The organism is Dyella choica, from assembly GCF_003977665.1.
GTDB classification, from domain to species: Bacteria; Pseudomonadota; Gammaproteobacteria; order Xanthomonadales; family Rhodanobacteraceae; genus Dyella_B; species Dyella_B choica.
In genome coordinates, this window is record NZ_RYYV01000008.1 from 79727 (window position 1) to 103380 (window position 23654).

Below are 23654 nucleotides of genomic sequence, written 5' to 3' on the forward strand. Positions count from 1 at the left end.
GCCTCAGGCTGAAATCGCCAACCGCTCAGACCGATACACCCAAGCCGTCAGCGCCATCGCCAACAGCGCCACCACCAGTCCCGTTACAACGCAACTGGACAGTTGCACAGCCGTAACCTGCTCGCCGCGCAACAATTGCATGATGCCGACCTGCTGCCCAAGCAACGGCACGTAGAACATCCAATCCGCAATCTTCATCGGCGTCACGCTCAACAGCACCGACGGAAAGATCGGCACGATCATCAGCACCGACTGGTACGTCTGCGCCTCCCGATAGCTCTTCGCGAAGGCCGATACCAGCGTCTGCAGGCACGCCAGCAGCATCACCAGCGGCAACATCATCAACAGCACCTGCGCGGCGAACGAAATGCCCAGGTCCATGCGCATGCCTAGCCGTTCGATGGGAATCAGTTTGCCGCAGAAGCCGAATGCGACGACGCAAATCAGCAGGCTGACCAGGGAGAACAGGCAGGTCGCAGCCAGCTTGCCCAGCAAGATCTTCCAGCGCGGCACCGGATTGGCGAACAGCGGCTCCAGCGACTGCCGTTCTCGCTCGCCGGCGGTGAGATCGATCGCCAGGTACATGCCGCCCATGAATACCGTGAGCACGAAGAAATACGGCAGCATCCCGAACATCAGTCCGGCACGCGACTGCGGCGTGGACTGGTCTCGCTCGTCAACCGCCACGGGCGCCATCATGGCGGGTGCAAGGCCGCGCGCCACCAGCCGCATTACGCCCTGGCGCCGGCTGTAGTTTTCCAGCATGCCCTTCACGCGCCCAACCGTACTAGCGGTGTCGCTCTGCGAGGAATCGTAGATCAGCTCCACCTGCGAGGCCTGGCCCTTGCGCCAGGCCTCGCCAAATCCTTGCGGAATGCGCACGACGACATCGGCGTCGCGGTTGCGGACCGCGCTTTCCGGATCGGCGATGGCCGGTTGCGGCAGCAAGCCCTGCTGCTTGAGCGCATCCATCAGGTTCGGCGCATATTGCGCGCCGATCACCGGCACCTTGACGGGATGATCGGCCTTGTTCAACTCACGCGTGAGTACCACGTTCATGATCATGATGAAAATGACCGGGCCTAGCAGCGGCCCCAGGATCAAGGCGCTCATCATGGTGCGCCGGTCACGCAGGTTTTCCTTCACTTCCTTGAGAAACACCGTCAGCGTGGTTTTCATGCCGCCAGCCCCTCTTCGCTGCCGATGATCTTCACGAAGGCATCCTCCAGATTGGTCTCACCGGTCTGTGCACGCAATGCGTCGGGTGTTGCATCGGCCACTACGCGGCCATGCGCGATCACCACGATGCGATCGCACAGCGCCGCCACCTCTTGCATGATGTGGCTGGAAAACAGCACGCAGCGACCCTCTTCCTTCAGCTGCCGCATGAACCGGCGCATGCTGCGCGTCGCCATCACATCGAGGCCGTTGGTGGGCTCATCCAGGATCACATTCCTGGGATCGTGCACCAGCGCCCGGGCAATCGCCGTCTTGACCCGCTGCCCTTGCGAATAGCCCTCGGTGCGGCGGTCCGCGATGTCCGCCATGTCCAGCGCAGTGATCAACTGCTTGCAGCGCAACCGGATGAGTGATTCATCCATGCCTTGCAGCCTGGCAAAGTAGTCGATGTTCTCGCGTGCGGTAAGCCGCTTGTACAGACCACGAGCATCGGGCAGCACGCCGAGCTTGCGACGGACTGCGAGGGCGTCTTTCGCCACATCGATGCCGTCGACCAGCACCTGTCCTTGGTCCGGCTGCATCAGCGTGTACAGCATGCGCAACGTGGTGGTTTTGCCGGCGCCGTTGGGACCCAGAAGCCCGGTGATTTCACCATCGCGGGCCGTAAAGCTCACGCCGTCCACAGCTTTCACTTCTGCGAAATGCTTGTGCAGATCCCTCACTTCGATCATGGCGAAGCTCCGTTGAAATCGATGAACGCCGGCGTCCCCCCCAGCTTGTCCAGGCAGCTGGCGTCGAGCGCCTTGGGATCGGGTTGGTCAATGAACCTGCCGAGCAATTGCGGCATGCAGCCGCGGCCAAGCAGGGAATGTCCCTGCCCCATGAAGACCAGTTGCCGCGCATTCGACAAACCGGGCAGGATTAGCTTGCCATAGCGTGGCGGCGTGACCGGGTCCAGTTCGCCGGAAAGCATCAGGGTCGGCTTGTTGCTCTTCAGCGCCGCGTGGAAATCGTCCGGGCGCGCGCCATGCGGCCAGATCTCGCATTGCGCCTTGATCGCATCGATCAGATGATTGCCCAGGATGGTGTTCTGGTCTTGCGGACGCGGCGCAAGCAAGTCGGCATCCTCGCTACAGATCACGCTCATGGACATGCCGTTGTTCATGTCCCCGCTGAGATCGCCGCTGAGGATCTTGGCCTGCCCCAGCAAGGGGCCAACGTCGCCATGCGCCGCGGCGTTGATCGACAGCGGCAGCAGCGCCGCCGTTTCCGGCTCGTACGCGAACATGCGCACCACGCTGGCGAGCGCAAACTCGCTCAAGGGGCGCTCCACGGTCTGGTAGGTTTCCGGATCGCGAAAGCTGACCTTGTGCGGATTCGCTCGCAAGGCATCGCGCAGCTGATACAACGTCTGCATTGAATCGCCGAAACGCTGCTTGCAGGCGGCCGCTGCCATGCAGCTGGCAAAATTCTTCTTCAGCGCGTCGTCGAGGTCGGTGGCGAAGTCCTCGCCCAGCACCGCCTGGTTCGGCACGACCGAATCGAGCACGACACTGCGCACGCTACCGGGATAATGCTTGAGAAAATGCTGCGCCATGCGTGTGCCGTACGACACGCCGACCAGGTCCAACGGGGGCGACCCCAGCGCCCTGCGCACATCTTCCAGATCCTGCACGGCGATGGTGGTGGTGTAGTAGCGCGGATCGGCCTTTTGCTTTACTTCGTTCAAGCACGCGGCGACGTCCTTGCGGATCTTGTCGAGGTCGAGCGTCAGCGCATTCTGGTCGGACGCTTGCTCCGCAGTCTTGCAGCTCAACGGATTAGAGCCACCGGTGCCGCGCTGATCCAGCAACAGCAAGTCGTGATGCTTGCGCACTTCGGCAAACGCGGGCGCCTCCAGCACCCAAGCCTCGGTTGCCGCTTCGCCGGGACCGCCTGCGAGCAGCGTCACCACGTCCGGCTCTGGCACTTGCGCGTCGCTGCGCACGATCGCGAGCTTCAGACCGATGCGCCGACCATGCGGATCATCACGATTTTCCGGCACTTCAAACCTGGTGCACCACGCCTGCGCTCGCGCACCGCTACCGGGGCGCGCCAGTTCGCACGGCGTAAATGTAAGTGATCCACGCCGCCAAGGACGCACGGGCTGGGACGGTTGCTTGGCTTGGACGGGTGCCACATCCGCATTTGTGGTGCCCGACTTCTCAGCACCATGCCAATGTTGGTACGCCAGAACGCCCAACACGATCACCACAGCGGTCACGCGCAAAACGGTTCTTGCCTTCAAGGCCATGGCTCCTTCACTCCTCCCCAGGCACAAAAATCATTTCGATCGGCATGCCGAACAGGCGTGCGATCTTGAACGCCAACGGCAGGCTCGGATCGTATTTTCCGGTCTCGATAGCGTTGACGGTTTGCCGCGACACATCCAGTTTTTGCGCAAGTTCGGCTTGCGACCAGCCGCGCTCGCTGCGCAAGTCACGCACAGAGTTGTTCATGCGACTTATTCACGACGGTATTTGCGCTTATACGCATGCATGGCAATGAACACGAGGCCTCCGACGACGAATCCCCCGCCTGTTCCATACACGAATCCCAACTGGCGTTCACCCGTATGCCCCTTAAGCAACGCGGCAGCAAGAATCAGAACGACACCAAACAATACGAGCAGCATGAACGGCTTGATGCTGAGTTCTTCTTCGCACTGCATGCTTCCTCCATAACTGCGCATCAGCCTCCAGCGGACCAGGCCGTAGCAGAACACCACCGCTGGATACACCAGCAGCAGGCTTGATCCATCCAGCTTCACCACGCCGGCGGTGGCCAGAAAACCCGCAACGAAGGTCAGCGCGCTCACCACCGCTGTCGCCGTGCTTAGCGCAACCAAATGGGTATGGCGTTCGAACTCATCGCTGTTGCGGATGAGCCGCGCCATTTGGGCGATGACATAGAGCACCGGCGCAATCGGCGCCATGGTCAGCAGAACCTTGAGCGGCAAGCTGGCTGTTTTGGCCACCAGCGGCCAGACGAGCAACATGAAAGCGGTATAGATCGCCATCGCGACCACTACCCGCAACTGGTATTGCTTCATTGAAAAGCGCGGCATGGCCTGAACCCTCAAGCTGCCCAGGAGAACGGCCGGTCGTGCAAGACGGCCTTGTGGTCGGCACGGGTCTTGCTCCGCTGGCTCATCGTTACTCCCCGGTGATGTAAAGCGTGCTTGACATAAAGACTACGCAGCCCGTGGCTTTGTGTCAAGCATGCTTTACAAGATGGCGGCTTGAGCATGTGACTCGCGCGATGCACTGACGTTGCACGTCACATTTTGACGGGACCCCGCCCAGTCGGGAGAAACAGTTCACACTTTTTCCCGACATATGTAGGGGAAAGTTTTCTAGGCGTGTAAGCCATGTATAGGAAATAGGCCAGATTTCCCTGACAATGTGATGGGGGTCACGCTTTGGCCTGAATGTTGCTCACTCGCCTCGCAAGGCGTGGGCCTGCCCGTGAGGGGGCGGGAAAACGCCGGCCCACTGCAAGCGCTTTACCGAAAGCCCCGTAATTCACCTACCCGTTAACCAGGGAATCCGCATGAAGAAGATCGCTTTGTCCGCTGCCCTCGCCGCCACATTCGGTGCGGCAGCATTGTTCTCCACCTCGGTGGCTGCTGCCGACGGCACCATCACGATCACTGGCAAGGTGGTCGCCAACACCTGCACGTTTAGCGTAAACGGCGGCAGCGCCAGCAACACCGTCCAACTGCCCGTGGTGTTCACCACTGCCTTGGCATCGTCAGGCGCAGTCGCCGGCAATACCCCGTTCAACATCAAGGTAAGCGGTTGCGATCCGAACCTCACCAGCGTGCAAGAACAGTTCGGCGGCAGCAACATCAATGCTACCGATGGCAACCTCAAGAATATCGCTACCGCCTCGGCTCCGCAGACGGTCGCCGGCAATGTCGAAGTGCAGCTGCTTAGCGGCACCGGTACGGTCATCAACCTCAACACCAACACCAACTCGCCGGTGGGAACTCTCTCCAGTGGCGGCGTTACGTTGAACTACCAGGCACAGTACTACGCCACCGCCGCCGCGACGGCCGGCCTGGTCAGCACGACCGTTACGTACACCACGCAGTATCAATAAGTCGCAGAACGGACACGCTGCGGCGCGCCACGGCAGCCGCAGCGTTGTTCGCGCTTGTCCCGCCATTCGTTACTCCCTGAGAACCCATCCATGAATGCCTTCAACCGCGCCGTCCGCGTGGGACTGCTGACCATGTGCCTTTTTACCGGTACCGCGAATGCCAGCGTTCTGATCGCCGGGACGCGCGTGGTGTTCCCCGCCCAGGATGGTGAAGTCACGGTGCGGCTGACCAACGACAACTCCCATCCGGCTTTGGTCGAAGCGTGGATCGACAGCGGCGACCCGAAGTCGACGCCGGACAAGGTCAATGTACCGTTTCTGATCACCCCGCCACTTTTCCGCATGGAGGCGTACAAGGACCAGAACCTGCGCATCATTTCCACGCCGGCACAGCTGCCCAGCGATCGTGAGTCGTTGTTCTGGCTCAACGTACTGGAAATCCCGCCCAAGCCCAGCACGGAAGAAGCGGCTGGCAAAAACCTGTTGCAGTTCGCGATCCGCTCGCGCCTCAAGCTCTTCTATCGTCCCGTGCATCTACCCGGCAATGCACAGACGGCACCTGGACAAGTGACTTGGCAGGCGGTCGCCGATGGCCAGGGCTATGCACTGGAAGTGCGCAATCCCACGCCGTACCACGTCACCATCGTCAAGTCATCACTGGACGTCAGCGGCAAGTCGTATAGCGCAGACGCGGGCATGGTCGATCCGTTCGGCTCGCTGCGCCTTAAGGTGAAAGGGTTGACGGCGGCGCCGGTAGCGGGCACCCCCGTCGCCTATGACATCGTCAACGACTACGGCGCGACGGCAACCTTCAAGGGCAGCGTCTCGCCGTGACGCGTCGTCGGCACACACTTCATGTGGCCAAACATGGTGTGTGCCGCCAGATTTTGCTGTGCGCGGGGATTGCCGCCGCACTGAGCAGTTGGGCGAGCGCGACGGCCGCTCCCGCCACCGCTTCACCTGAAGCATCCGCTGCCGCAACGGGTGCGGATGCCGGTGCCAGCAGTGGTTATGCAGACTTCGACCGCAGCCTGCTGGCTGGGGCCGGCCAGAACACTACGGACCTGTCCCGTTTCGAACACGGCAATCCTGTGCTTCCGGGCAGCTACAACGCCGACATTTACCTCAACAATGTCTGGGTTGGCCGCAGCGATGTGCGCTTCGCCGCTCCTTCCGCGAACGTCAGCGCCACAGCGTGTATCGACCGCAAACTGCTCGACCAGCTGAATCTGCATCCGGCCAAGTTGTCCGTTGAAACCCTGGCAGGTCTGAGCGATCCGAAATCCTGCGTAAGCATGGGCAGCCTGATCACCGGCGCCACGGTCACATTCGACATGTCGCAGCTGCGTATTGACGTCAGCATTCCGCAGGCCTACCTGGGCCAGACCGCGCGTGGATATGTCAATCCGGAATACTGGGATGCCGGCGTGCCCGCCGCACTGCTGAACTACAACTTCAACAGCTACCGCAGCAGCAGCCGTGGCCAGACGCAAACCACGTCGTATCTGGGGCTGAACAGCGGTCTCAACCTGGGTCCCTGGCATTTTCGCGAAGACGCCACTGTAGACTGGCAATCGGCGACCGCAGGTGCGCCGGCCCGCCGCAGGTGGCAAAACATTAATACCTACGTGGAGCGGGATCTGGCTTCGCTGCGCGCCAACCTGACAATGGGTGACAGCTTTACCGATGGCGCCGTTTTCGACAGCTACGGTATTCGTGGCGTACAGCTTGGTACTGACGACCGCATGCTGCCGCAGTCGTTGCAAGGCTACGCTCCCGTCGTTCGGGGTGTAGCGCAGACAAACGCCAAGATCACCGTACGGCAGAACGGCATGGTGATCTACGAAACCACCGTATCGCCCGGTCCGTTCTCGCTCAGCGACCTCTACCCGACCGGTTATGGCGGCAATCTGCAAGTGACGGTAACGGAAGCCGACGGTCACGTGAGTACTTTCAGCGTGCCATATGCCTCAGTGGCGCAGCTGTTGCGTCCCGGCATCACGCGCTTCGATATCTCCGCCGGTCAACTGCGCGATGCCACGATCAAGAACAAGCCGGCCGTGATGCAGGCTACCGTCCAGCATGGTTTCAACAATCTGCTGACAGGTTATGCCGGCATCGCAGGCTCGCAAGGCTACGGCGCGCTGCTGGTGGGCGCCGCGATCAACACGCACTACGGCGCGTTTGCGATGGATGTCACCCACGCCAATGCTCGCATCCCTGGCTACTCGACTCAGTCGGGACAAAGCCTGCGTTTGACCTATAGCAAGATCATCCCCTCGACACAGACCGTCCTGTCGGTCGCTACCTATCGCTATTCCACTGGCGGTTTTCTAAGCCTGACCCAGGCCGAGCAAGCGCGATATTATGCGCGCCAGGGCATCAATGCCTTCAATGTAGTCACCCAGCAGGCCGTGCCGACGATTGATGGCGTACCGGTCCAAAGCGTATTGACGAGTGCCCAACAGGCGACACTCGCCGGTAGCGCGTTCACCAGCAATCCCATTCTGTCCGCGCGGGGCGTGCAGCGGCAGCGCAGCAATTTCACGCTCTCGCTCAACCAGCCGCTGGGACGTACCGGCGGCTCGATCTACGCCAACGTCACCGCCAGCAACTACTGGAACCGGCGCGGCAACGAAACGCAGTTTCAGATCGGCTACAACAACCATTTCCATCAGCTCGCCTACAGCGTTTCCGCGACACGTTCGGCGGACCCACTGGGCCGCTACGACAATGCGTACTTCGTGAGTCTCAGCTTGCCGCTGGGCCGCAACACGCACTCGCCAACCCTTGCACTGAACCTCAGCCACGACCATGCCGGCGGCTCGCAAGCGCAAACGATGCTCAGCGGTACGCTCGGCAGCGACAGCCAGTTCAACTACAGTGCCGCGGCAACGCACAGTGGCAATGGCGGCGGCAATGCCGGCTCGGTGAACGTGGGCTATCGCAGTCCGTATGCGGTATTCAATGCCAGCTACGGCAACGGCAACGGCTATTCGCAGGCATCGTTGAACATGAGTGGTTCAGTGATAGCGCATCAGGGCGGCGTTACCTTTGGCCAGCCACTCGGTGATACGGTCGGCATTGTCTATTTGCCGAACGCCGCGGGTGCACGCTTGGCCAACGCCCCCGGTGCCCGAGTCGACCACTTCGGCTATGCGATCGTGCCCTATCTGACGCCCTACCAGCTCAACACCATCCAGGTCGACCCCAAGGGCTTGCCGCTGGATGTGCAACTCGATACAACCAGCGCGCAAGTCGTACCCTATGCCGGTGCGGTGGTGATGCTGAAGTTCAAGACCGAAAGCGGTCGTACGCTCATCGTGCAAGCCCACCTCAACGACGGCCAGGCCTTGCCGTTCGGCGCTGAAGTCTTCAACGAAAAGGGCAATTCACTGGGCGTAGTCGGCCAGGCGGGGCAGATCCTGCTGCGTGGCGTCGATCAGGCTGGCCGGTTGACCGCGCGCTGGCAGAATGACAACGGCGCGGAGCAGTCTTGCTCGTTCGATTACCGGCTCGCGCCCAAGGGCAAGCATGCACAAACAGCCGTAGGCTACGATCATATGAATGTTATATGCACAAAAGCCGGCTCTGACGCACTCGCCTTGAGGGATGGCACATGAAATCGGCATCATTTGCCTCGCGTCTGGCAAGCCAAGTCGCAGTGCTGTCGTTGATCATCGCCCTGATTGTTCCCAGCATCTGCGCCGCCGTTGCCACCAAGGGGGCCTCCGTAAAAAAAGTCGGAAGCCCGATGCGTTTGACGGCCCTCGCCGCAAGTGCTAACCAGTCCCCTGAATGCACGCCATCGACAAGCAACGCCACCATCACGATACCCTCCCCCATCAGCATTGCACCGGGTGCCCCGAATGGGCTGATCGGCAGCGCCGGATCCGTGACGGTGACTATCAGCTGCGTCAACGCCTTTTTGATTACCCCTAACCTTTACGATGACTTTTTCGCCTGGACGGGCAATCTCGCGGCCCTGGACTCGACGAGCGCCCCTCCAGGCGGAGCGGGTATCATGTTCCAGACCAACGTGCCAGGCATCGACGTTCTGCTCACCGCAAAACAGACGCAAGCCAGCAGCACCAGCACTGGCCCGAATGGCACATCCGGCTGGCAGATGGGAAAGATCAGCTGCCAGGGCTATACCAACAACTACAGCTGCACACCTGACCCTCTTAGCGTGAAATTTACCGCGCAACTGGTCAAAACAGGTCCGGTTGCTCCCGGCACGATAAACAGCATTCAATTGCTGCAAATTTATAATTCGGATTCCGTACCTGCGGATCCGAATGATCCTCAGACCTACCCCAGCCCGTCCAATTCGTTCAGCACGCTGACACTGAATGCCGTGACGTTGAACATGAGCACCTGCAATGTCACCGCAGGCTCAAGCAATCTCAGCGTCACCTTGCCAACGATTGTCAGCAACGCATTGCCGTCGAGCGGGTCCGTAGCGGGCAGGACGGCGTTCAGCATCCAATACAGCTGCCAGTCGGCAAACAAAAACTGGGCGCTCTACATGACCATGAGCACGGCCAATCCTGGTACGGCCACTGGCGTGATCATGCCATCAGCTTCGTGCTCGGCTGGCGCGCCGGCGTCGAATGTCGGCATTCAATTGCTGCAGGGCAATCTGCAGCCGATGCCGTTCAATACCGCCCAATCGGTCGGCAATCCGCCGTCCAGCGGCAACTTTTCGCTCAATTACTACGCACAATACTACGCGACCGGCTCACCCATAGGCGCGGGCTTCGTCTGCGGGACCGCCACCTTTACGATGTCCTATCAGTGACCGGCCGACCAGCAAACCACACATGCCGTACGTCGGGCATGTTTAAATGCTCAAGTATTCCTACCACGAACCGATAAATACCGGCATCACTCGTAAGTTTGCGTTACCAGGACGGGATTCGCCGATTCGGGCTGGGCGGCACGAACATAATTGGCGAAGTACTGGAGCACTCGATCGGATTGGGAGCCGGACAGACTCACCACATCCACCAAGTAAGGCCGGGACGCACTCGCCATGGCCGCCACAGCCGAGGTGTCGGAACAGCTTCGTTGCATTGACTGATGCGCCTGCGCAGCGCCAACGACCTGGTTTACGTCAGCGGGCATCGCCGCAACGCTGCAAGTCGGCTCCACCACAGCGCCGACAAAGGTGATCGTGCCGCCTTCGATGGTTCCGCCCCCGCTCGCTTTCGCGGCCAGCGAGACCAGCGCCATCGTGGCGCAACAACCCACTAGAACGAGTAAACGCATCCCACGCATGATGCTGCCCTCCACCGGTATCAGCGCAAATCGCGCGTACCTGAAGGCACCATCGGCTGCGGTGTAGCGGCACTTGAGAGCTCTCGCCAGCGCTTGTTATGGAAATGCCAAGTACATCACATAAATCATGCAATACGACCGTCAAGAAACCTGCGTGGGCGCTTCATGGCGGCAACTGGTCAAGTGGCATAAACTCCATGTGAAACAAGCGCTTGAATCGGCATTTTCGAGTGCCGGCGGTTCGTCGCGAGGAACCCGGCCTACCGACGCGCTGCTCGGCCATCCAGGGGGCAGTTGGACGGCTGGCAGTCATCGTAAGGAGGCTCGGAACGTCATGACTCCGACGTCTGCGCAGTGCGCTGCATCCTCGCAGTAGCTTTATCGGCAAGAATCCGACGCGCTTTAGCTACGTTCGTAAAATTATTTGCAGACGATCAGCGCGAAGAGATGTACTTCTCGCGACGGATCTGCGGAATCGGCAGGCCGAATTCCTTCAAGGCATTGAATCCGGCGTCGACCATGTTGGGATTGCCGCACAGATAGGCGATATCCCGACCCGCGGAAGGCTGCAGCTCGGCCAGTACGCCCTGCACGTGGCCCGGGCGGTCATGGGGCCGCGGTACGGCGCGCGGCAGCCGGCTGAGGCAGCCGTAGAACGAAAAGCCCGGGTGGGCCTGGGCGAATACTTCGAACTCTTCGCCGTACAGTAATTCCGTTTCATTGCGGGCACCGTACAGCAGCACCACCTCCCGCTCGCCCTTCGCCAGCAACTTTTCAAACGCCGGCAGCATGGCGCGATAGGGCGTTACGCCCGTGCCCGTGGCCAGCAGCAGATAGCGCGGATGCGTGTCGCTGTCCTGCAGGCAGAAGCGCCCGTAAGGGCCGCTGGCCTCGACGGTATCGCCAAGTTCCAGGCCACTGAGCAGCTTGGTGGCCGCACCACCTTCCACATAGCTCACCGCGATTTCGATCCGCTGCACCGGCGAATGGCCGTCACCCACGGTGCCGATGGAGTAGCTGCGTTTGGTGGCAGTGCCGTCGTCGTAGTGGAAGTGGATCTGCAGGAACTGGCCAGGGATGAAGGCAAGCGGCTGCCCGTCGGCGCGTTCAAAGCCCAAATGACGCACTGCAGGCGCCAGCATGCGGCTGTCGACGAGACGGAGGGTGAAGTGTTCGGCCATGGGGTATCCGGCAAGAAACAGTCAGTACGCCCGGCCGAACGGGTCGTCGGGACAAGGCCCGCTATAATAATGGGCTCAGACCCTACGGTGCAGCCATGCCTTCCCCTATCCCCGCACTAGTCGTCGAAAACCTGCGCAAGACCTACGGCAACGGCGTTCAGGCCCTCAAGGGCATCAACCTCACGGTCCAGCCGGGCGATTTCTTTGCCTTGCTGGGCCCGAACGGCGCCGGCAAATCCACCCTGATCGGCATTCTTTCCTCGCTGGTGAATTCCACCGAGGGCGACGCGCGCATCTTCGGCATGTCGGTGAACAAGCAGCGCAACGAAGCGATGAAGCTGATCGGCCTGGTGCCGCAGGAAATCAACTTCAACCAGTTTGAAAAACCGTTCGACATCTGCGTGAACGAAGCCGGCTTCTACGGCATCCCGCGCAGGACCGCCGCCGAGCGCGCGGAGAAGTACCTGAAGGAGCTGCGCCTGTGGGACAAGGCACAGGACCAGGCACGCATGCTGTCCGGCGGCATGAAGCGCCGCCTGATGATCGCGCGCGCGATGATGAACGAGCCGCGCCTGCTGATCCTGGACGAACCTACCGCCGGTGTGGATATCGAAATCCGCCGCTCCATGTGGCAATTCATCAGCGGCATCAATGCCGCCGGCACCACGGTGATCCTCACCACGCATTACCTGGAGGAAGCCGAGCAGCTGTGCCGCAACATCGCGATCATCGACCACGGCACCATCGTGGAAAACACCTCGATGAAGCTGCTGCTGTCGAAGCTCGACGTGGAAACCTTCGTCTTTGACGTGGACAACCTGCCGGACCAGTTGCCCAAACTTCCGGGCATTACCTTCCGCCGCGTCGACGCGCACACGCTGGAAGCCGAAATGCCGCGCACGCAGGCGATGAATGCCCTGTTCGACGCCCTCACCTCGCACGGCATCACGGTGCTTTCGATGCGCAACAAGACCAACCGCCTGGAAGAACTGTTCGTACGCCTCGTCGAGAATGGCCGGCAGGAGCCGGGCCGCCAGGATTCCAAGGAGAAGGCAGCATGAGCAACCTGTCCGGCAACCTCGTCGCGCTCAAGACCATAGTGCGGCGCGAGATCGTGCGCATCATGCGTATCTGGACGCAGACCCTGATTCCGCCCGCGATCACGATGACGCTGTACTTCGTGATCTTCGGCAAGCTGATCGGCAGCCGTATCGGCAACATCCAGGGCGAATTCAGTTATATGCAGTACATCGTGCCGGGCCTGGTGATGATGAGCATCATCACCAACAGCTACGGCAACATATCCAGCTCGTTCTTCGGGGCGAAATTCCAGCGCTCGGTGGAAGAGATGCTGGTGTCGCCGATGTCGAACTGGGTGATCCTGCTCGGCTACGTGACCGGCGCGGTGGCGCGCGGCCTGGTGGTGGGCTTGCTGGTGCTGCTGATTGCACTGTTCTTCACCCATCTTCAGGTGGCGCATATCCTGGTCACGCTGCTCTCAGTCCTGTTCGGCGCCACGATCTTTTCGCTGGCCGGCTTCGTCAACGCGATCTATGCGAAGAAGTTCGACGACATCGCCTTGGTCCCCACCTTCGTACTCACCCCGCTCACTTATCTCGGCGGCGTGTTTTATTCGGTGAACATGTTGAGCGAGCCATGGCAGTCGATCTCGCGCATCAACCCCATCCTGTACATGGTCAACGCGTTCCGCTTCGGGGTTCTCGGCATCAGCGATGTGCACATCGGCGTGGCGTTCGGGGTGATGCTGCTGTTTGTGATTGGGCTGTCTTGGGTTGCGCTGAATCTACTCAAGCGCGGCGTGGGGCTGCGTTCGTAACCATAGACGGGAGTTCCGCCGGACCTGATTCGAGGGAACTCCAACCTGCAACGCGGCGTTACCATTGGAATCATGCGCGTCAACAAATACATCAGCGAAGCCGGGCTCTGCTCGCGTCGCGAAGCCGACGAACTGCTGCTGGCAGGCCGCGTCACCATCAATGGTGAGGTCGTCTCCACGGGTGCCAAGGCGCTGGAAGGCGACGAGGTACGCGTCGACGGCGAGATCGTCCGCGCACGCATTCTTGCCAGCACGCCTGCAGCCAAACGTGCGATCTATATCGCGTTGAACAAGCCGGTGGGAATCACCTGCACCACCGATCAAAGCGTAAGCGGCAACATCGTCGATTTCGTCGACCATCAGGAGCGCATCTTCCCGATTGGGCGACTGGACAAGGATTCGGAAGGACTGATTCTGCTGACCAGCAATGGCGACATTGTCAACGAGATCCTGCGGGCGGAAAACCATCACGAAAAGGAATATCTCGTCGCGGTGAACAAGCCGGTTACCGATGAATTCCTCGCTGGCATGGCCAAAGGTGTTCGCATTCGCGGCCAGATGACCAAGCCTTGTCGCACGCGCAGGATTGCCAAGTTCGGCTTCGCCATCGTACTCACCCAAGGCCTGAACCGGCAGATTCGTTTGATGGCTGCCGAGTTCGGCTACCGCGTAACCCAACTTCGCCGGGTACGTATCATCAACGTCAAGCTAGGCCACCTGAAACCGGGGCAATGGCGCAATCTCACTGACGCGGAATTGAAAGGGCTGCTGCCCCATCGCACGCAGTGGTAAATTTTCGTAGGCTGGGTTGCTAAACCCAGCATTGCACGCGTGCAAACCGCGCGACGCTGGGATTTTCATCCCAGCCTACGAATGCCATCTCAGCCTGCGCGCTTTAAGGACGTCCGCTCAGGGATCGATGCGTATGCCCAGTTCAGCGAGTCGGCGCAGCCCATCCGGTGTAGGCAGCAAAGCGCGGTTGCGCTGGGCGCGCCGCAGCCAGCCTGACTCGAGCATGACGCTGGTGATCGCAACGCCAAGCGGCCCACCCAGATGCAGGCGGCGCTCGGTCCAGTCCAGGCAGCCACGTCCACGCAAATGCAGCATCTGGTGTGCCGGTGCCTGTTCGCACCCCGCGCGCACCAGCGCGTCCGCTGCCACGGGCAGCAGCTGCAGCCCGTCGGTTTCCGCGTGCAGCCAGCCGCGTTGCAGCCATGCTTCGCATAGGGCCACACCCAGCTGTCCGGCAAGGTGGCGATAACACGTACGTGCCCGGCACAACGCGGCATCGCGCGGTGCCGTTTTGGAGGTGGTGAGCGTCGCATGCGGCAGCGCCATCGCTTCCAGCCATGCTGCCACATCATCATTGGCCAAGCGGTAGTAGCGGTGGCGCCCCTGTTCGTGCAGGCCAAGCAGGCCGCCTTCGAGCAGTCGCTTGAGATGGGCGCTGGCGGTTGCGGCACTTACGCCGGCGACGTCCGCCAATTCGCCGGCAGGACGCATGGTGCCATCCATCAAGGCAAGCAGGATCGCCGCGCGCGCCGGTTCCGCCAGCAAGGCGCCTAGTTCGGCCAGTTGGTAACGGTTGAGCGGGCTGGCTTCGTTCATGAGTTCAGTCTAATCGCCAGTAGCCATCAACGTTTCGTTGACCCTCGAAGCATGCGCGTGCGGCCACGCGGCGCCTCCGACGGCGACGCCGTTTCAGCATAGTCGACCAACGCGATGGCGAGGTGATCGTATAGTTCACGCATCAGTGCGTTGCGGCGCAGGTCTTCATGCATCACCAGCCATGTATCCATGGATAGCTCGATGCTGTCGGCCAGCAGGCGTACCAGCGCTGGATCGCGCTGTGCGATGCCGCACTGGCAGAAGCCGATGCCATAGCCTGCACGCAAGGAAGCCAGTGCGGCCAGGTCGTTATCCGTGCGCAACGCGAAGTTCTCACGCGTATACGGCAGCCCTGCCGGCCGCATCGCGCGGACATAGGGCGTTTCGTGATCGAAACCGATCAGCGCGTGCGTGGCGAGATCCGCCAGCGTTTTCGGAAGGCCATGTGATTTCAGGTAGCGCTTGTGCGCGTACATGCCCAGCGTAATCTCGCCCATGCGCCGTGCGACCAGTGCATCCTGGGTGGGGCGCCCAGTGCGGATGGCAATGTCGGCGTCCCGGCGCAGCAGGTTTTCCATTCGACTGGATAGGGACAACTCAAGCACCACGCCCGGGTGCCGCTGCCGGAACGCAGCAAGCATGGGCGGCAGCACCTCCACGCCGATCACTTCGCTGGCGGCAATGCGCACTACACCGGACATCGTGTCCTCCCGGATGGCCGCGGCGCGACGCAGGGCGGCTGATGCCGACGCCATCGCCTGGGCGTGCGGCAGCAAGGCCTGCGCCAGCTCGGTGGGTGACAGGCCTTGCGGCGAACGAGCGAACAGCGAAACGCCCAGTGTTTCTTCCAGCTCGCGGATATGGCGGCCCAAGCTGGGCTGGGTCATGCCCAGCGACCGCGCAGCACCGGACAGGCTCCCTTCGCGCATGACGGCAAGGAAGGATCGATAGAGTTCCCAACCGGGGTCTTTGTCAGCCATGCATATTTGTATAGCAGATCTAAATTATTAGGCAATTTTCTTTTATGTGTACCGGAGCCAGACTTTGCCCATCCCAACGGAGAAAGAGCAATGCGTACATCCCGAACGGTACTGGTGATCGGTGCAAACGGCGGCATCGGCCGCGAAGCCTGCCTGGCGTTCAAGCGGCATGGATGGCAGGTGCGTGCATTGGTGCGCAGCCTGCCCGCTGACCGCGATGGCATTGAATGGATCAAGGGTGACGCCATGCAGCGGGCCGATGTGCTCGCCGCTGCACAGGACGCCGATGTGATCGTGCACGCGGTCAATCCGGCCGGTTACCGCAACTGGGGCGGCCTGGTGCTGCCGATGCTCGACAACACGATCGCCGCCGCCAAAGCAGTGGGCGCGCGCATCGTGCTACCCGGCACGATCTATAACTTCGGCCCCGACGCATTCCCGCTGCTGCACGAGGATTCGCCGCAGCATCCAGCCACGGTTAAAGGCGAAATCCGCGCCGAGATGGAGCGGCGCCTGGCCGAAGCATCGCGCATCGGCGTGCGCGCCCTGGTCCTGCGTTGCGGCGACTTCATCGGGCCGCATGCGGGCAATAACTGGTTTGGGCAGGGACTGGTGCAAGCAGGCAAGCAGGTCAAGGTGCTTCGCTATCCTGCCGACTACACGCACCAGCACGCCTGGGCTTATCTGCCCGACGTGGCGGAAACGATCACCCTGCTGCTTGAACGGGAGCCTGAACTGGCCGATTTCGCCGCTTACAACTTTGGCGGCTATTGGCTGGATGGCTACACGATGGCGGATGCGGTTCGCCGCGTAACCAACAGCCCGAACATCGCGCTTCGGCGCTTCCCCTGGTGGCTAACTGCCCTGTTCGCCCCCTTCATGGAAACCCTGCGCGAGCTACGCAAGATGCGTTATCTATGGAAAGAAACGATCCAACTGGATGATGCCAAGCTGATTGCATTTCTTGGCAAGCGGCCCTATACGCCCATTGACAAGGCGCTGCTCATAACGTTGAAGGGCCTCGGTTGCATGAGCGCACCGTAGGCTGCGTCACGAGCCGCGAGAGAAAGCTGGGATCGTCATCCCAGCCTACGTGATCGCAGTTGGGTGAGTCAGGTTCCTCTTGGTTTGGCCCGATGCGTCGGCGTCGCCGTCCATGGATCTTCCGGCCAGGGATGCTTGGGATAGCGGCCTTTCAGCTCCTTCTTCACTTCCGGATAAGTGCGCTCCCAGAAACCATGCAGGTCCTGCGTGACCTGGATCGGACGTCCCGCAGGGGAGAGCAGATGCAGGGTGACGGGAACACGCCCGCCAGCCACGCGCGGCGTGTCGGCCAGGCCGAACAGCTCCTGCAGCTTTACCGCCAGCACCGGGGGTTCGCCTGGGCTGTACTCAAGCCGGCGCGCCTGGCCGCTGGGCACCGTAAGACTATCGGGCGCCTGGGCATCGAGCTGTTTGCGTTGCTCATAGTCGAACAAGGCGGCCAGGGCTTGCGAAAGCTCATCTTCCGACAAGGCATCCAGCTTGCGCTTGTTCTGCAGATAGGGGCCAAGCCAGTCCTCCAGCGTTGCAAGCAAATGCGCTTCGGAAACATCCGGCAGACCCAGTTCCGGCATCCATTCGCGGAGCGATTGCATACGCAGGCGCAGGCGGCGCGCGGCCTCGCTCCATGGCAATCCATCGAGGCCGCGTTGGCGAATGGCGGCGAGCAAGGCGGGCACGGCGTCTTCGGCTTGCACCGGAACGCTGCGGCGCTCCAGCACAATGGCGCCGAAGCGATGCTCCTCGAACGCCTCCACCGCAGCGCGGCCTTCGCTCCAGCGCACGTTGCGCACACGCCGGAACTGCTCCGGATAGTCCTGTTCCAGCACGCGCGGATCAAGCGGCGCGGCGGAGAGAACCAGGCTGTCGCGCGCCTCGTGGCGCAAATCCAGTACGACCAGCCAAGGCTCACCCAGCAAGGCCGTTTGTTCATGCAAGCGCGCACCGCGACCGTTCGCCAAGGTGTAGCGCAACGGGTTGCCCTCATCTTGGCGCGCGATGCGGTCAGGGAAAGCGTGCAGCAGCAAGTCACCTACCGCGTGACTATGCGGCATGCCACTGGCCGCGCTGCGCAGGTTCAGGCGTTGCCGCCAGCCTTTGCTGGCTTGCTCGATGGCGGCCAGCGCCCCCGCATCGGCAGCATGGCCGGAGCCAGTGGCGCTACGCCGGTCCCGCCATGCGTGCAGGGCTGAAACGCGCGTGCGGAAGTCATCACTGCGCGCCTGCTCGCCGCGCAGTGGGGAACGCGCGTCCATCAGGGCAAGCAGATCAGCGACCAGCGCATGTAGCGCTTCCGGTGCGCGCAGTGCGGCCGCCGCAAGGCGCGGCGTCGCACCAAGCTCCAGCATGCGGCGCCCCAAGGCCGTGATGCGCTGCTGCGCATCGAGTGCGCCCAGCCGGATGAGCAGTTCTCGGGCCTGGGCCAGTGCCCCCGCTGGCGGCGGATCTAGCCAGGGCAACTCCGCGCTGCCCCATGCCGCCAGCTCCAAGGCAAGGCCGGACAATTCCACCTGCATGATTTCTGCCGTACGCGAAGCATCCAGCCGGCGGCTTTGCGGCCACAACCGATAGGCAGCGCCTTCCGCCACGCGGCCTGCTCGGCCGGCGCGCTGATCGGCCGAAGCCTGCGAAATGCTGAGCGTTTCCAGCCGGGTGAAGCCCGAGTTGGGATCGAAACGCGGCTCGCGTGCAAGACCGGCATCGATCACCACGCGAATACCCGGCAGTGTCACGCTGGATTCCGCCACGTTGGTGGCGAGCACGATGCGCCGCATGCCCCCTTCCGCCGCCGCCAGCGCAAGCTGCTGCTCGGCCAACGAGAGTTCGCCGTGCAACGCCACCACTTCCAGGTCGTCCCGCTGCAGCGCGTGCATCATGCCCTGCACGCGCGCGATCTCACGACGGCCTGGCAGGAACGCCAGGATGTCCCCTTCGTTTTCCTCCAGCGCCTGCCGCGTGACGCGCACGAGATGCTGTTCCGTGCTTTCCTGCGTGCGCGCAGGCGGATATTCGATCCGAACCGGAAAGCTGCGCCCCGGGCTGCTGATGCGCGGCGCGTCCAGCCACTGCGCGATACGCTCGCCGTCTAGCGTGGCGGACATCACCACGATACGCAGGTCCGGCCGCAAGGTATGCTGGATGTCCAGCGCCAGCGCTGCCCCGAGATCGCCGGCCAGATGTCGTTCGTGGAATTCGTCGAACAGGATCGCACCGATGCCGGTAAGCTCGGGATCGGCCTGGATCAGGCGCGTGAGGATGCCTTCGGTCACCACTTCGATACGCGTGGCGGCGCCGACTTTCGATTCGAAGCGAATGCGGTAACCCACCGTCTGGCCGATCGGCTCACCCAGTTGCTGCGCCATGAACTGCGCTGCGGCGCGTGCGGCTATGCGGCGCGGTTCCAGCATCACGATCTTTTTGCCGTCGAGCCACGGCGCATCACGCAAAGCCAAGGGCACCTGCGTGGTTTTGCCGGCGCCGGGAGGGGCCTCCAGGACCAGCCTGGATTTTGAGGCCAGTACGGTCTGCAGCTCCGGCAACAGCGGAGTAATGGGGAACATCGGCGCAATCATACGCACGATGATAACGGGTGACGCATGTAGCTCGTATCCGGCGTCCAAGGCATCCTTCACGCAAGGAAGGAGCATATACGGGCATTATCTCCGCAGCGGGTATTCCAGTGCAGGCGCCGATCCGCCGTGCAGCGGCGCCAAGGACTGGAATTTTTCCTGGTACTCGTCGGTGATCTGTTTGGCGTCGTCGCTGTTGGTGATGACGCGCGGCGTAATCAGCACAATGAGCTCCTGGCGCGTCTTCTTGTGATTCGTGGTGCCGAACAACTTGCCCAGCAAAGGAATGCGATTCAAGCCTGGGATACCTGTATTCGAACTGGTGTCCTGTTGCGAAATCAGGCCGCCGAGCAGCACCGTCTGACCATTCTGCACGCCGAGTTGTGTGGCAATCTGGCGCTGCGAAATCGTGAAATTACCCTGCGCATTCTGTGCGCCGGTGGTACTGACCTGCTGATCGATATTGAGATAGATCAGACCACCTGGATTCACGCGTGGCTGCACGTCGAGAATGACGCCGGTGGGGATGTATTGCACTTGCCCCACAGTGGTGCCTGTGCCCGTACCCAGGCCAGTGTAGTAGGTTTGGTTGACCGGAATCTGGTCACCCACCGCGATGTGCGCCACCTGGTTGTTGAGCACGACCAGGGAGGGCGCGGAAAGTGTCTTGGTATTTTCATTGGTCTCCAACGCGGAGACAGCGACCTGGAAGGTCCGGTTCGAATTCAGGAAGGAATAGAAGAACGGCTGGCCCGTGAAGGTATTCCCTCCCCCACCCAACCCAATCATGCGATGCGCATACGGATTGCCTGGTGTAATACCGCCATTGCTGCCTGTGGTGGCATTCGCCAAACCTTCCAGGTACCACTGCACGCCAAACTGGAAGTCACCGGTCAACTCCACCTCAAACACGCGCGTCTCGATCTGCACCTGCAACGGCGGTACGTCGAGCTGCTTGATCACGCTGACCATTTCCTGCCATTGCGCAGGACGCGCGCGCACCAGCAACTGGTTGTTGCCGCTCACCGAGCCAATCCGGATGCTGCCGTCCTTGGAGCTGTAGCCCTGGTCCTGGCTCTGCGCATTGGCCAGACCGCCATTCATACCGACGCCACTCACCCCGGTGCCGCCACCGGTGCCACCAATCGAAGAAGAGCCGATGCCGCCACTCGGATAGCCATTGCCACCCGTGCCACCCAAGCCACTGGAAAGCCCGTTCGACAATCCGCCGCTGGTACCCGTGCCGGAGCTGCCGAAGCCGCCTGCTGTGCTGCCTATGCCGCTGCCGTTGCCGCTGGCGTTGTTGCCCATGCCCAGCGTGCTGGCGCCACCCGCACCAGGCGCAACACTGCCGCCACGATCGGAACCGCCACCGCCACCACCATCGGTGTAGATCTGCGCCAGATAATGCGCCAGATCCGCTGCGCCGACGTTGCGCACGTCATACACATAGAGCTGCGGTTCATTGCCGCCGCCCAGGTCGATCTTGGCGATCCAGTTGCCCACTTCATTGAGATAACTGGGTTGCGTGCTGATCACCACCAGCGCGTTGGTGCGCTTGATCGGGATGAAGCGGAACATGCCAGCCAGCGGCGTATCGCCCTTGGGACCGAACATGCCATCCAGCTGCGGCATCAAGTCCTCGACCGTGGCGTGCTGCAGGTTGAACACGCCCACCGACATGCCGCGTAGCCAGTCGACGTCGAAGGTGCTGATGGTATGGTTGTAATTGCTCAGTTCGTCGGGCGTACCTGCCACCACCAGCACATTGCGCGCATTGTCGACCAGCAGGATCGAATCCGGGCGTGCGAACGGCTTCAGCAGTTTCTGCATCTGGTCGGCGGCGATGTAATGCAGCGGAAACAGGCGCGCCTGCATGCCACCTGCGGGCGCCGCAGCCCCCAGGCTCGGAGCAACATTACCGGCGACTGCATCCTTTTCTGGCATCACCACATAGCGGCCGTCAGTTTTCACCAGTGCGTTGTGCGTCCACGACAACAGCGTTTCCAGAATCGGCATCGCCTGGCTGCTGTCCACCGGTTCGGAGGTGGAGAAAGAGATGTTACCCTGCACACCCGGCACGATGGTGTAGTTCTCGTGCAGCAGGTCGCCCAGGATCGCCTTCACCACCGCCTGTACCGGCTGATTCTCGAAGTTGAAGGTCACCGCGCCGGCGCCTGAAGCCGGGCGGTGTGGCGTGGCCGGCCCGGTCGGCCGCACGAACTGGCCAGTACCCGGCGCTATGCTGGCCACGGCAGGCGCTGGCGGCGTATTGCTGAGGTTGTTGTTCAGTGGCTGCGGCTGCGGAGCTGGTTTTTCCGTTCCCGCGATCGCTTCGCGTTCCAGATCATGGTTTTCGGGCACCAGCGGCTTGTTGGCCGCGCAGCCGCTCAGGAAGACCGCCAGCGCGATCGCGCCGATACGCAGGCTGGGGCGGGTATGGGATTGCATACGCGAGTGTGACATTTATCAGTGATCTCCCTGATTCCCCATTTGTCGCTGGGAACGCTGCTTGAGAATGGCGGCCCTGAGTTTTTGCAAGCGCTCCGCTTGCGCATCGTTAGGTGGCGGCGGCGGCGAAGGCTCGATCATGTGCCCGCTACCAGGCTGGGGCGCTTCCGGCGGCTGCCCTGGGTTATTCATCGGAATGGGCGGCGGGTTGCCCTGCGACGGGTTCGGCGACGCCTGCTGGTCGATCGGAGCGCCGGCCGGCAACTTCAGCTCCGTGCGCCCGCTGGGCGAGGCGAAAATCGCCGAGCGAGGCAGCACCTGGAGCAGCTTCCAGCTGCTATCGGGCAAGTTTGCGCCTTCACGCACGCTTACCTGCTTGCCCTCGTCGCCCTTGCCGTTGACGGGACCGAGCAAGGCCATGTGCAGCTTGGGCGTGAGGATGATGCCGGTGAGCTGCAGATCACCCAGGCTCACCCCTTCGCTGCCGCCCCCCTGGGTGACGATGGGCTTGCGGTCGGCACTGAACAAGGGGTGGTCCCAGGTTTGCGCCAAGCTTTGCAGCGGCGCAGGCGTCGGCAGGGTCACGGCACGTACCGCGGGGAGCGACGGCACCGGGCGTGGCGCTTCCCAGTTCACGCCGCGTCCCGCGCCGAACAGCAATGAAAGCAGGGCGACACCGAGTACCGCCACGGTGGCTCCAACAACGGGGGTAAGGCGGCGCTGGGCGGCGGCGTTCATTCGTTGTCGTCTCCCGGGGTCTGTTCGGTCGGTGCCTGCGCATTGGCCTGCGAGCCCCCCGGCGCGCCGGATGCGCGCACATAGCCGGCCAGAGTGAATTGCACTTCCAGCGGAGCGACGTTCTTCTGCGTATTCACCAGCGGATTGCGGTATACGCTGAAGTCCTGCACGAACAGGTACGGCTTGCCCTTTTCGAGTGTGTACAGCAACCCGACCAGCGGCTGCATATCGCAATGCAGGCTGATGCTGACCACCACCTTCTGATAAGGATCGGTGGGCGCCGTGCCCAGATTGTTCACCGGCATCTTCTGGCTGACTTCGCAGCTGCCTTGCTGCGCGAACTTGGCGGCATCGTCCACCACGCGCTGCATCAGCGCAGCGGAAGCCGCGTTGGGATCGGTTTCGGACAGAAAGGTGCTGCTGTCGCTCTGATTTTGGCCAAGCTGTTCGATGCGCTTGAGCAATTGCGGCTTCTGGGCAATGGCGGTCGCATAACGGCTTTGCGTGCCACGCAAATCATCCATCTGGCTGTCGATGTCGCGCAGCGGCGCAACGAACCACCAGTGCAGCAACAGGAAATACGCCAGCAACAGGACCAGCACCAGCAGGCCGATCGCGGCCATGCGGCTTTCGGCCGGTTTCATCG

At 61.8% G+C, this 23654-nt stretch carries 21 protein-coding genes; 8 read left to right on the plus strand and 13 right to left on the minus strand.

The genetic code is table 11. The features are described from left to right. Positions 1 to 3: 3 nt before the first annotated feature. From EKH80_RS12385 to EKH80_RS12405, 5 genes are all read right to left on the minus strand, one after another. Positions 4 to 1179: an ABC transporter permease gene (locus tag EKH80_RS12385; RefSeq protein WP_126685072.1), complete on the minus strand. Its 1176-nt coding sequence runs from the start codon at positions 1177 to 1179 to the stop codon at positions 4 to 6. Next, a complete protein-coding gene (locus tag EKH80_RS12390) occupies positions 1176 to 1910 on the minus strand; it encodes an ABC transporter ATP-binding protein (RefSeq protein ID WP_126685073.1) in 735 nt (244 codons plus the stop codon). The genes EKH80_RS12385 and EKH80_RS12390 overlap by 4 nt, the downstream gene beginning before the upstream one ends. Beyond that, entirely contained in the window at positions 1907 to 3223 is a 1317-nt protein-coding gene (locus EKH80_RS12395; RefSeq protein WP_329955482.1) for an alpha/beta hydrolase, read from the minus strand. The genes EKH80_RS12390 and EKH80_RS12395 overlap by 4 nt, the downstream gene beginning before the upstream one ends. A gap of 256 nt (positions 3224 to 3479) precedes the next feature. Next, positions 3480 to 3677: a helix-turn-helix transcriptional regulator gene (locus EKH80_RS12400; RefSeq protein WP_126685075.1), complete on the minus strand. Its 198-nt coding sequence runs from the start codon at positions 3675 to 3677 to the stop codon at positions 3480 to 3482. A 5-nt stretch (positions 3678 to 3682) separates the two neighbouring features. Further along, positions 3683 to 4237, minus strand: a complete 555-nt coding sequence (locus EKH80_RS12405; protein ID WP_126685076.1) for a hypothetical protein — start codon at positions 4235 to 4237, stop codon at positions 3683 to 3685. Between the two features lie 533 nt (positions 4238 to 4770). Between EKH80_RS12405 and EKH80_RS12410 the strand changes: the two genes are divergently transcribed. From EKH80_RS12410 to EKH80_RS12425, 4 genes are all read left to right on the plus strand, one after another. Further along, complete coding sequence (locus EKH80_RS12410) at positions 4771 to 5322, plus strand: fimbrial protein (RefSeq protein WP_126685077.1); 552 nt, start codon at positions 4771 to 4773, stop codon at positions 5320 to 5322. A 90-nt stretch (positions 5323 to 5412) separates the two neighbouring features. Further along, on the plus strand, positions 5413 to 6156 hold the full coding sequence (locus EKH80_RS12415; protein ID WP_126685078.1) for a fimbrial biogenesis chaperone: 744 nt from the start codon (positions 5413 to 5415) through the stop codon (positions 6154 to 6156). Further along, on the plus strand, positions 6153 to 8945 hold the full coding sequence (locus EKH80_RS12420) for a fimbria/pilus outer membrane usher protein (RefSeq protein ID WP_230473657.1): 2793 nt from the start codon (positions 6153 to 6155) through the stop codon (positions 8943 to 8945). Before EKH80_RS12415 ends, EKH80_RS12420 begins: the two co-directional genes overlap by 4 nt. Beyond that, positions 8942 to 10123 carry a fimbrial protein gene (locus EKH80_RS12425; RefSeq protein WP_126685080.1) on the plus strand — a complete coding sequence of 394 codons (1182 nt, stop codon included), beginning with the start codon at positions 8942 to 8944 and terminating at the stop codon, positions 10121 to 10123. The genes EKH80_RS12420 and EKH80_RS12425 overlap by 4 nt, the downstream gene beginning before the upstream one ends. An 86-nt stretch (positions 10124 to 10209) precedes the next feature. Here the strand turns inward: EKH80_RS12425 and EKH80_RS12430 are convergent, their stop codons facing one another. After that, entirely contained in the window at positions 10210 to 10593 is a 384-nt protein-coding gene (locus EKH80_RS12430; protein WP_126685081.1) for a hypothetical protein, read from the minus strand. A 443-nt stretch (positions 10594 to 11036) separates the two neighbouring features. Further along, the gene (locus EKH80_RS12435) at positions 11037 to 11783 is read right to left on the minus strand and encodes an FAD-binding oxidoreductase (RefSeq protein WP_126685082.1); all 747 of its coding nucleotides are present in this window, start codon (positions 11781 to 11783) and stop codon (positions 11037 to 11039) included. Between the two features lie 95 nt (positions 11784 to 11878). Here EKH80_RS12435 and EKH80_RS12440 point away from each other — a divergent pair, with 95 nt between their 5' ends. The 3 genes from EKH80_RS12440 (at position 11879) to EKH80_RS12450 (ending at position 14412) form a co-directional block, all read left to right on the plus strand. Beyond that, entirely contained in the window at positions 11879 to 12844 is a 966-nt protein-coding gene (locus EKH80_RS12440) for an ABC transporter ATP-binding protein (protein ID WP_126685083.1), read from the plus strand. After that, positions 12841 to 13620 (plus strand): ABC transporter permease, encoded by a 780-nt coding sequence (locus tag EKH80_RS12445; protein WP_126685084.1) that lies wholly within the window; start codon positions 12841 to 12843, stop codon positions 13618 to 13620. The genes EKH80_RS12440 and EKH80_RS12445 overlap by 4 nt, the downstream gene beginning before the upstream one ends. A gap of 72 nt (positions 13621 to 13692) precedes the next feature. Continuing rightward, complete coding sequence (locus EKH80_RS12450) at positions 13693 to 14412, plus strand: pseudouridine synthase (RefSeq protein ID WP_126685085.1); 720 nt, start codon at positions 13693 to 13695, stop codon at positions 14410 to 14412. Between the two features lie 117 nt (positions 14413 to 14529). Here the strand turns inward: EKH80_RS12450 and EKH80_RS12455 are convergent, their stop codons facing one another. Together EKH80_RS12455 and EKH80_RS12460 are read right to left on the minus strand one after the other, a co-directional pair. Then, on the minus strand, positions 14530 to 15228 hold the full coding sequence (locus EKH80_RS12455; RefSeq protein WP_126685086.1) for an ArsR/SmtB family transcription factor: 699 nt from the start codon (positions 15226 to 15228) through the stop codon (positions 14530 to 14532). Positions 15229 to 15254: 26 nt separating this feature from the next. After that, entirely contained in the window at positions 15255 to 16208 is a 954-nt protein-coding gene (locus EKH80_RS12460) for a LysR family transcriptional regulator (RefSeq protein WP_126685087.1), read from the minus strand. Between the two features lie 90 nt (positions 16209 to 16298). Between EKH80_RS12460 and EKH80_RS12465 the strand changes: the two genes are divergently transcribed. Continuing rightward, positions 16299 to 17252, plus strand: coding sequence for an NAD-dependent epimerase/dehydratase family protein (locus tag EKH80_RS12465; RefSeq protein ID WP_126685088.1), 954 nt, complete (start codon positions 16299 to 16301; stop codon positions 17250 to 17252). A gap of 68 nt (positions 17253 to 17320) precedes the next feature. On the opposite strand, the gene hrpB is transcribed toward EKH80_RS12465, so the two are convergent. The 4 genes from hrpB to gspM form a co-directional block, all read right to left on the minus strand. Further along, a complete protein-coding gene (hrpB, locus tag EKH80_RS12470; protein WP_425481144.1) occupies positions 17321 to 19810 on the minus strand; it encodes an ATP-dependent helicase HrpB in 2490 nt (829 codons plus the stop codon). 96 nt (positions 19811 to 19906) lie between these two features. Continuing rightward, positions 19907 to 22285, minus strand: a complete 2379-nt coding sequence (gene gspD / locus EKH80_RS12475; protein ID WP_230473658.1) for a type II secretion system secretin GspD — start codon at positions 22283 to 22285, stop codon at positions 19907 to 19909. A gap of 3 nt (positions 22286 to 22288) precedes the next feature. Further along, positions 22289 to 23008 carry a general secretion pathway protein GspN gene (locus EKH80_RS12480; protein ID WP_126685089.1) on the minus strand — a complete coding sequence of 240 codons (720 nt, stop codon included), beginning with the start codon at positions 23006 to 23008 and terminating at the stop codon, positions 22289 to 22291. After that, complete coding sequence (gene gspM, locus EKH80_RS12485) at positions 23005 to 23652, minus strand: type II secretion system protein GspM (protein WP_329955483.1); 648 nt, start codon at positions 23650 to 23652, stop codon at positions 23005 to 23007. Before gspM ends, EKH80_RS12480 begins: the two co-directional genes overlap by 4 nt. Between the last annotated feature and the right edge of the window lie 2 nt (positions 23653 to 23654).

Bases quoted from the DNA above. Each gene is read 5' to 3' on its own strand.
- EKH80_RS12385 (WP_126685072.1), bottom strand. From the start codon at position 1,179: ATGAAAACCACGCTGACGGTGTTTCTCAAGGAAGTGAAGGAAAACCTG.
- EKH80_RS12390 (WP_126685073.1), bottom strand. From the start codon at position 1,910: ATGATCGAAGTGAGGGATCTGCACAAGCATTTCGCAGAAGTGAAAGCT.
- EKH80_RS12400 (WP_126685075.1), bottom strand. From the start codon at position 3,677: ATGAACAACTCTGTGCGTGACTTGCGCAGCGAGCGCGGCTGGTCGCAA.
- EKH80_RS12405 (WP_126685076.1), bottom strand. From the start codon at position 4,237: ATGGCGATCTATACCGCTTTCATGTTGCTCGTCTGGCCGCTGGTGGCC.
- EKH80_RS12410 (WP_126685077.1), top strand. From the start codon at position 4,771: ATGAAGAAGATCGCTTTGTCCGCTGCCCTCGCCGCCACATTCGGTGCG.
- EKH80_RS12415 (WP_126685078.1), top strand. From the start codon at position 5,413: ATGAATGCCTTCAACCGCGCCGTCCGCGTGGGACTGCTGACCATGTGC.
- EKH80_RS12425 (WP_126685080.1), top strand. From the start codon at position 8,942: ATGAAATCGGCATCATTTGCCTCGCGTCTGGCAAGCCAAGTCGCAGTG.
- EKH80_RS12430 (WP_126685081.1), bottom strand. From the start codon at position 10,593: ATGCGTTTACTCGTTCTAGTGGGTTGTTGCGCCACGATGGCGCTGGTC.
- EKH80_RS12435 (WP_126685082.1), bottom strand. From the start codon at position 11,783: ATGGCCGAACACTTCACCCTCCGTCTCGTCGACAGCCGCATGCTGGCG.
- EKH80_RS12440 (WP_126685083.1), top strand. From the start codon at position 11,879: ATGCCTTCCCCTATCCCCGCACTAGTCGTCGAAAACCTGCGCAAGACC.
- EKH80_RS12445 (WP_126685084.1), top strand. From the start codon at position 12,841: ATGAGCAACCTGTCCGGCAACCTCGTCGCGCTCAAGACCATAGTGCGG.
- EKH80_RS12450 (WP_126685085.1), top strand. From the start codon at position 13,693: ATGCGCGTCAACAAATACATCAGCGAAGCCGGGCTCTGCTCGCGTCGC.
- EKH80_RS12455 (WP_126685086.1), bottom strand. From the start codon at position 15,228: ATGAACGAAGCCAGCCCGCTCAACCGTTACCAACTGGCCGAACTAGGC.
- EKH80_RS12460 (WP_126685087.1), bottom strand. From the start codon at position 16,208: ATGGCTGACAAAGACCCCGGTTGGGAACTCTATCGATCCTTCCTTGCC.
- EKH80_RS12465 (WP_126685088.1), top strand. From the start codon at position 16,299: ATGCGTACATCCCGAACGGTACTGGTGATCGGTGCAAACGGCGGCATC.
- hrpB (WP_425481144.1), bottom strand. From the start codon at position 19,810: ATGTTCCCCATTACTCCGCTGTTGCCGGAGCTGCAGACCGTACTGGCC.
- gspD (WP_230473658.1), bottom strand. From the start codon at position 22,285: ATGTCACACTCGCGTATGCAATCCCATACCCGCCCCAGCCTGCGTATC.
- EKH80_RS12480 (WP_126685089.1), bottom strand. From the start codon at position 23,008: ATGAACGCCGCCGCCCAGCGCCGCCTTACCCCCGTTGTTGGAGCCACC.
- gspM (WP_329955483.1), bottom strand. From the start codon at position 23,652: ATGAAACCGGCCGAAAGCCGCATGGCCGCGATCGGCCTGCTGGTGCTG.